Source organism: Streptomyces sp. SID3212 (assembly GCF_009865405.1).
Taxonomy (GTDB): domain Bacteria; phylum Actinomycetota; class Actinomycetes; order Streptomycetales; family Streptomycetaceae; genus Streptomyces.
In genome coordinates, this window is the sequence record NZ_WWJY01000488.1 from 1 (window position 1) to 6,917 (window position 6,917).

At 72.0% G+C, this 6,917-nt stretch carries 7 protein-coding genes; all 7 read right to left on the reverse strand.

The window, feature by feature from the left end:
• Positions 1-292: 292 nt before the first annotated feature.
• On the reverse strand, positions 293-463 hold the full coding sequence (locus GT042_RS38180) for a hypothetical protein (protein ID WP_237530813.1): 171 nt from the start codon (positions 461-463) through the stop codon (positions 293-295).
• 225 nt (positions 464-688) lie between these two features.
• Positions 689-2,161, reverse strand: coding sequence for an SDR family NAD(P)-dependent oxidoreductase (locus tag GT042_RS14810; protein ID WP_161309180.1), 1,473 nt, complete (start codon positions 2,159-2,161; stop codon positions 689-691).
• A 101-nt stretch (positions 2,162-2,262) separates the two neighbouring features.
• The gene (locus GT042_RS14815) at positions 2,263-2,976 is read right to left on the reverse strand and encodes a GNAT family N-acetyltransferase (RefSeq protein WP_161309181.1); all 714 of its coding nucleotides are present in this window, start codon (positions 2,974-2,976) and stop codon (positions 2,263-2,265) included.
• Positions 2,973-3,896 carry an NADP-dependent oxidoreductase gene (locus GT042_RS14820; protein WP_161309182.1) on the reverse strand — a complete coding sequence of 308 codons (924 nt, stop codon included), beginning with the start codon at positions 3,894-3,896 and terminating at the stop codon, positions 2,973-2,975. Before GT042_RS14820 ends, GT042_RS14815 begins: the two co-directional genes overlap by 4 nt.
• Positions 3,897-4,186: 290 nt before the next feature.
• A complete protein-coding gene (gene glgC, locus GT042_RS14825) occupies positions 4,187-5,404 on the reverse strand; it encodes a glucose-1-phosphate adenylyltransferase (protein ID WP_161309183.1) in 1,218 nt (405 codons plus the stop codon).
• Positions 5,405-5,429: 25 nt separating this feature from the next.
• A complete protein-coding gene (gene glgA, locus GT042_RS14830) occupies positions 5,430-6,620 on the reverse strand; it encodes a glycogen synthase (RefSeq protein ID WP_161309184.1) in 1,191 nt (396 codons plus the stop codon).
• A gap of 85 nt (positions 6,621-6,705) precedes the next feature.
• Positions 6,706-6,917 (reverse strand): (2Fe-2S)-binding protein (locus tag GT042_RS14835; protein ID WP_202532776.1); only part of this gene is annotated, 212 nt, incomplete at its 5' end.

Here is a 6,917-nt window from a genome sequence, read left to right on the forward strand (position 1 = left end):
GGTCCGCGCGGGGTGTCCGCCGGGGTGCGCGAGGGCGAGCGCGCCGCCCGTACCCGCCAGGACGAGACACACGGCGAGCGCCACACGTCCGCGTCGTACACGGCGGGCGGGCGGGGGCTCTGCCTGCGGTCCCGGGGGGACGTGGTGGAAGAGGTCACGTAGCGGCACGGAAATGGATGCTAGTTGCAGTTATCGCGGCGGACGGGGACGACTCGGTGAAGTTCGGCCGAAATCAAGATGTCCGACCGACGCCGTGGGCGCCGGCCGGACGGACGTCTCCGGTCGCTGCCGGCTAGTCGATTCCGCGCAGGATGTGCGGCTCCGAGAGGTCGTCCTCGTACCCCGCCAGTCGGATCGGGGCCGACCTGGCCCACACTTCGAGGTTGCCGAGCTTCTCCGGTCTGCGGGTCGGTTCGCCGGGCTCCGCGGCCCGGTCCTCGCTCGTCTTGATGTCTGGTGTCACGGCGCACTCCTCTGTGTCGCGCAACTCTGGGACAGGGGCAGTTCCGTCGCGGTGGCGCCGTCTACTCGGGCGGGACCGCGGCCGTGGTAGTGGGCCTGTCCCCGCGCGGCCGTGAGGATGGTGTATCCCCGGGTGTTGGCCGCGTGTGCCCCTCAGATTAACCAGATGAGCGGCTGCCCGCTCGACCGGGCTCACCGAGGGGTGAACTTTCCGGCCGAACGGCCCCTACCAGTTGGCGGGCGCGTAGTCCTTGAGGAAGCAGCCGTACAGGGCCTCGCCGCGCTCGCCGCGCACGATCGGGTCGTATACGCGCGCCGCGCCGTCGATGAGGTCGAGCGGGGCGTGGAAGCCCTCGTCGGCCAGGCGCATCTTGTCCGGGTGCGGGCGCTCGTCGGTGATCCAGCCGGTGTCGACGGCCGTCATGAGGATGCCGTCGGACTGGAACATCTCCTGGGCGCTGGTCCGGGTGAGCATGTTCAGCGCGGCCTTGGCCATGTTCGTGTGCGGGTGGCCCGCCCCCTTGTAACCACGGCTGAAAACACCCTCCATGGCGGAGACGTTGACCACGTACGTGTGGGTCGCCGCGGCGGCGGCCATCGCCCGGCGCAGCCGGCTGATGAGGATGAACGGCGCGGTGGAGTTGCACAGCTGGACTTCGAGCAGTTCGACCGCGTCGACGTCGGACACCGTCTGCACCCAGCTGTTGGTGTGGTGCAGGTCGGGCACCAGGCCGCCGGCGTCGATGGCGGTGCCCGCCTCGATCCTGGCGAGGGTGGCGGAACCGCCGACGAGCGCGAGTCCGGTGACGTCCGTGGCGGACAGGGCCTCGGCCGCCCCGGAGGGCAGGACCGCCTGGGCCCCGCTGCCGAAGGCCCCGATGACGTGGGAGGCGGGGAGTTCCCCGGCGGGCAGGGGCGCGGACTCGGCGGCGAGCAGCTCGCTGTAGGCCTGCGGGGAGCGGCGTACCGTCTGGGCCGCGTTGTTGATCAGGATGTCCAGCGGGCCCTCGGCGGCGACGGAGTCGGCGAGCGCGACGACCTGGGCGGGGTCCCTCAGGTCGATGCCGACGATCTTGAGCCGGTGGATCCACTCGTCGCTGTCCTCCATCGCCTTGAAGCGGCGGACGGCGTCGGTGGGGAAGCGGGTGGTGATGGTGGTGTGGGCGCCGTCGCGCAGCAGGCGCAGCGCGATGTACATGCCGATCTTGGCCCGGCCGCCGGTGAGCAGGGCGCGGCGGCCCGTGAGGTCCGTACGGGCGTCGCGGCGGGCGCGGTTCTCGGCGGCGCAGGACGGGCAGAGCTGGTGGTAGAACGCGTCGACCTCGACGTACCGGGTCTTGCAGATGTAGCAGGAGCGGGGGCGGCGGAGGATGCCCGCGATCGCCCCGGCGACGGACGACGACGGCAGCAGCCCCTGTGTCTCGTCGTCGATCCGCTCGGCGGAGCCGGTGGCGGTGGCCTCGGTGACCGACCGGTCGTGGGCGGTCTTGGAGGCGCGGCGCTCCTGGCGGCGGCGCTGCTTCACCGTCCGGTAGATCCCGGCGGTGGCCCGGCGCACGGCGATCGCGTCGGGGTGGTCGACGTCGATCTTGTCGAGTTCGTCCAGCACGCTCAGACAGACGGCCAGCCGGTCGGGGTCGATGCCGGGGCCGTGCGCCAGGCTCTCGCCGTACGCCGGGTTGTCCTCTGTCACCGTCATCGCCGCTGCCGTTCCTCACTCGCCCGCGCGCTGGTGCGCGGGTCACTCGTGCGCAGGTCAGGAGCATACCGATGTGTCGGGTGTCAACAAAATCCCTCAGGTCACCCGGTGCTCACCCGGCTGGTGTCCGGCAGCGGGACCCGGGCGTCCAGGAAGGTGGTGGTCCTCCGGAGCCGGAAGCCGAGCGATTCGTACAGCCTGATGGCGTTCGTGTTCTGCGCGGCGGTGTGCAGGAACGGGACGTCGCCGCGCTCCCGGATGCCGTGGGCGACGGCGAGGACGAGCCGTGCCGCCAGTCCCTGGCCCCGGTGGGCGGGGTCGGTGCAGACCGCGCTGATCTCCGTGTGGCCGACGGGCCGCATCCGCTCCCCGGCCAGGGCGACGAGCGCCCCCTCGCGACGGATGCCGAGGTAGGTGCCCATCTCGATGGTGCGGGGCATGAACGGGCCGGGCTGGGTGCGCGCGACCAGGTCGAGGATCTCCGGGACGTCGTCGGCGCCGAGCCGTACCGCCTCCGCGTCGGGGGCCGCGGCCACCCCGTCGTCGATCATCTGCACGCCCGCGATGCTGAAGGTGATCTCCCAGCCGGCCGGCGGGGGCACCCGCAGGCCGGGGAGCGCGACGGTGTTGCCGGGCCCGGTGATCGCGGCGATGTCCGCCCAGTCCTCGTCGTTCGGCTGGTCGGGGAGCGCCAGCCAGGGCGACACCTCGGGCGGGTAGCGCAGCAGCCGGCCCCGCCGTTCGGCGAAGTGCGCGTGCGGCCCGCTCAGGGAGGAGTAGGCGGGGTTGTCCAACGGGTGCGACACGGTGTTCATGCTCCGATCTCGATGACGATCTTGCCCTGGATGTGGCCCTCTTCGACGGCGCGCAGCGCCTCGCCGGCCCGCTCCAGCGGGTACGTCCCGGTGACGTACGGGCGCAGCACCCCGCTCACGGCGAGTTTCGCGACCTCGTCCAGGACCTCCGTGCCGCGCTTCCGCAGCACGGGCTCCCCGCCGAGGCGCCCGACCGTCTGCCGGTCGCCCGCGCTGATCAGTTTCGTACGGTCCTCGACGAGGACGGCCACGGCCTCCAGGTCGGCGCCGCCGACCAGGTCGAACACCGCGTCGATCCCGTCGGGCGCCACGGCCCGTACGCGGGCGGCGACGTCGGGGCCCGGGGTCACGTGGGCGACGCCGAGCGATTCCACGAAGTCCTTCTTGCCCGCGCTCGCCGTGCCGACGACCCGCAGACCGCGGCCGATCGCGATCTGCGCGGCGGCGACACCCACGCCGCCGCCGACGCCGGTGATCAGGAGGGTGGCGCCGGGCGGGAGGTCCAGCTGGTTGACGCCGTCGTACGCGGTCGCGGCGGCGACCGGCAGCGTGGCCGCGTCGGTGAACGACAGCGCGTCCGGCTTGTGCGCGGCGATGGCGGCCGTGACGAGGGTGTGCTCCGCGTATCCGCCGGTGGCGGCCGAGCCGAAGACGGCGTCGCCGGGCGCGAACCCGGTGACGTCGGGTCCGACTGCCTCGACCACACCGGAGACCTCGCCGCCGAGGACGACGGGGAAGTGCGGCGCCGGGGCGCCGGGGCTGCTGAAGCCGGTACGGATCTTGTGGTCGACCGGGTTCACCCCGGCCGCGCGGACGGCCACGAGCAACTGTCCCGGGCCCGGTTCCGGCTTCTCCGGCAGCTCCACGAGTGCTTCTGTCTCGGGGCCGCCGTTGCGGGTGAAGACGTATGCCTGAGTCATCGGAACTCCTCCGTTCGGCCGACGGTGTGGCTCGGTGTCGCCGGGCCTCGGCAGCCGTACCTCGGTAGCCGTACCTCGGCCCACAAAGAGGGAAAGCGGATCACCGGACGGCTATTCCCGGGATCACACGCTGTTCACGCACCCGCAACAATCCGCGACGGGGCGCGACGAGGGAGCGGCCTCACAGGGCGCGACGGAACGGGCGGCCGGGGAGATCCCCGGCCGCCCGCCGTACCGCGCGTCGTCGTGTCGGCCGACGGAGGGCCGGCCGATGGGGTCAGGCGACGGGGTCAGGCGACGACCTGGCCCTTGCCGAGGGCGATGATGCCGTTCTTGGAGACGGTGTAGAGCGCCCCGTCCCGCTCGGGGTTGACGCCGATCGTCGCGCCGGGCGGTACGTCCACGTTCTTGTCGAGGATCGCGTTCCTGACCACCGCGCCCCGCCCGATCCGTACGTTGTCGTGGAGCACCGACCCCTGCACCACCGCCCCCTCCGAGACGACCACCCCGGGCGAGAGGACGGAGCGGGTGACCTGGCCCCGGATGACACAGCCGGGGCTGACGATCGACTCGCCCGCGATGCCGCCCGCCACGAAGCGCGCGGGCGGCAGCTGGGTGGAGTGGGTGTAGATGGGCCAGCGGCGGTTGTCGAGGTTGAAGGCCGGCTGGTGCGAGATCAGGTCCATGTGGGCGTCGTAGTACGAGTCGAGGGTGCCGACGTCGCGCCAGTAGCCGTGCTCGGCGGGCGTCTCGCCGGGGACGTGGTTCTCGGTGAAGTCGTAGACCTGGGCCGCGCCGCGCTCGGTGAGCATCGGCAGGATGGAGCCGCCCATGTCGTGCACCGAGTTCTCGTCCTCCGCGTCCCGGTGCAGCGCGTCCACGAGGACCTTCGTCGTGAAGAGGTAGTTGCCCATCGAGGCGAAGACGCGCCCGGGGTCCCCCGGCAGACCCGGCGGGTCGGCCGGCTTCTCCAGGAAGCTGTCGACCTGGACGCCGTCCGAGGCCGGGGTGATGATCCCGAACGAGGAGGCCTCCGCTCTGGGCACTCTGATCCCGGCGACGGTGACGCCCGCGCCGTTCTCGATGTGCTGCTGGAGCATCTGGCGCGGGTCCATGCGGTACACGTGGTCGGCGCCGAAGACCGCGATGTAGTCGGGCTGTTCGTCGTGGACGAGGTTGAGCGACTGGAGGATCGCGTCCGCGCTGCCCAGGTACCAGTGCGGCCCGAGCCGTTGCTGGGCGGGGACCGGGGTGACGTAGTTCCCCAGCAGGCTGGACATCCGCCAGGTGGTGGTCACATGGCGGTCCAGTGAGTGCGACTTGTACTGCGTGAGCACGCAGACGCGCAGGATGTCCGCGTTCACCAGATTGGACAGGACAAAGTCGACGAGGCGGTACGTACCGCCGAACGTCACCGCCGGTTTGGCCCGGTCCGCGGTGAGCGGCATCAGGCGTTTGCCTTCCCCGCCCGCCAGAACGATTCCGAGCACCGAAGGTCCACCGCGCATCGCCGCTCCCTACTCGTCCGTACTCTCAGAAGCCCTGATCGGGCTTCAGCAGCTTCCGGTACACCTCGCGCGTACGCAGGGCGACCTGGTCCCAGCCGAATTCGCGTACGGCGCGCTCCCGTCCCGCTACCCCCATCGAGGCCGCCGACTCCGGATCGTCGAGAACCCGGTTGAGCGTTTCGGTGAGGGCCGACTCGAAGGCGGCCGGGTGGCGCTCGTCGTACGGCACGAGGAGGCCCGTACGCCCGTCGTCCACGACCTCCGGGATGCCGCCCACCGCGGAGGCGACCACCGCCGTCCCGCAGGCCATCGCCTCCAGGTTGACGATGCCGAGCGGCTCGTACACCGAAGGGCAGACGAACACCGCCGCGTGCGTGAGCAGTTGGACCACCTCGGGGCGCGGCAGCATCTCGGGGATCCAGTGCACGCCGTCGCGGGTGCGCTGCAACTCCTCGACCAGCTCGCGGAACTCGCGCTCGATCTCCGCGGTGTCCGGCGCGCCGGCGCACAGCACGAGCTGGGCGTCGGGGTCGAGGGCGCGGGCGGCGCGCAGCAGGTGCGGGACGCCCTTCTGGCGGGTGATGCGGCCGACGAAGAGCACGAACGGGCGGTCGGGGTCGAGGCCGATCCGCTCCAGGACGTCCGTGGCCGGATCCGGCCGGTACAGGTGCGTGTCGATGCCGTTGTGGACGACGTGCACCCGGTCCGGGTCGAGCGCGGGGTAGGCGGCCAGGATGTCGGCGCGCATGCCGTGGGAGACGGCGATCACGCCGTCGGCGGCCTCGACCGCCGTGCGCTCGGCCCAGCTGGAGAGCGCGTACCCGCCGCCGAGCTGCTCGGCCTTCCACGGGCGCAGGGGCTCCAGCGAGTGGGCCGTCATCACGTGCGGGATGCCGTGGAGCAGCTTGGCGACGTGGCCGGCGAGGTTCGCGTACCAGGTGTGGGAGTGGACCAGCTCGCGGCCTTCGAGCGCGGCGGCCATCGCCAGGTCCACCGAGAAGGTGCGCAGCGCGTCGTTGGCGCTGTCGAGCCCGGCGGCGGCGCGGTGGCGGAAGACCCGGTCGCGGGCGTCGGCCGCGGGGTCGGTGCTCTCGCCCCAGCAGTGCACGTCGAGATCGGTCAGGGTCCGCAGCTCCCGGGCCAGGAACTCCACATGGACACCGGCCCCGCCGTAGACGTCCGGCGGATACTCCCGCGTCAGCAGCCCCACCCTCACGCCGTACCCCTGTCGTAGCCGCTGGATCGATAACAGTGCCGGTCAGCCTGCCACACGCGGTGTCAGGAGCCGACGCCAGTCATGGTCACCCGGAATCGGCCCCGGCGGAAGAGCGTTGCGGAGGCCGGTCGAAGACGCAGTCCCCGCACAGCCCACCGCCCGGACACCGGTAGTGGAGACAGCAGCTCCGCCGTCGGAAGGACCCTGCCCCGTAATCGCCTGTGGCACGCAGGTCCCGGTGATCGAAAAGCTCGGCGGCCAGGGCGTGCGCCCGGACCGCCACCTCGGGCCGGCCGT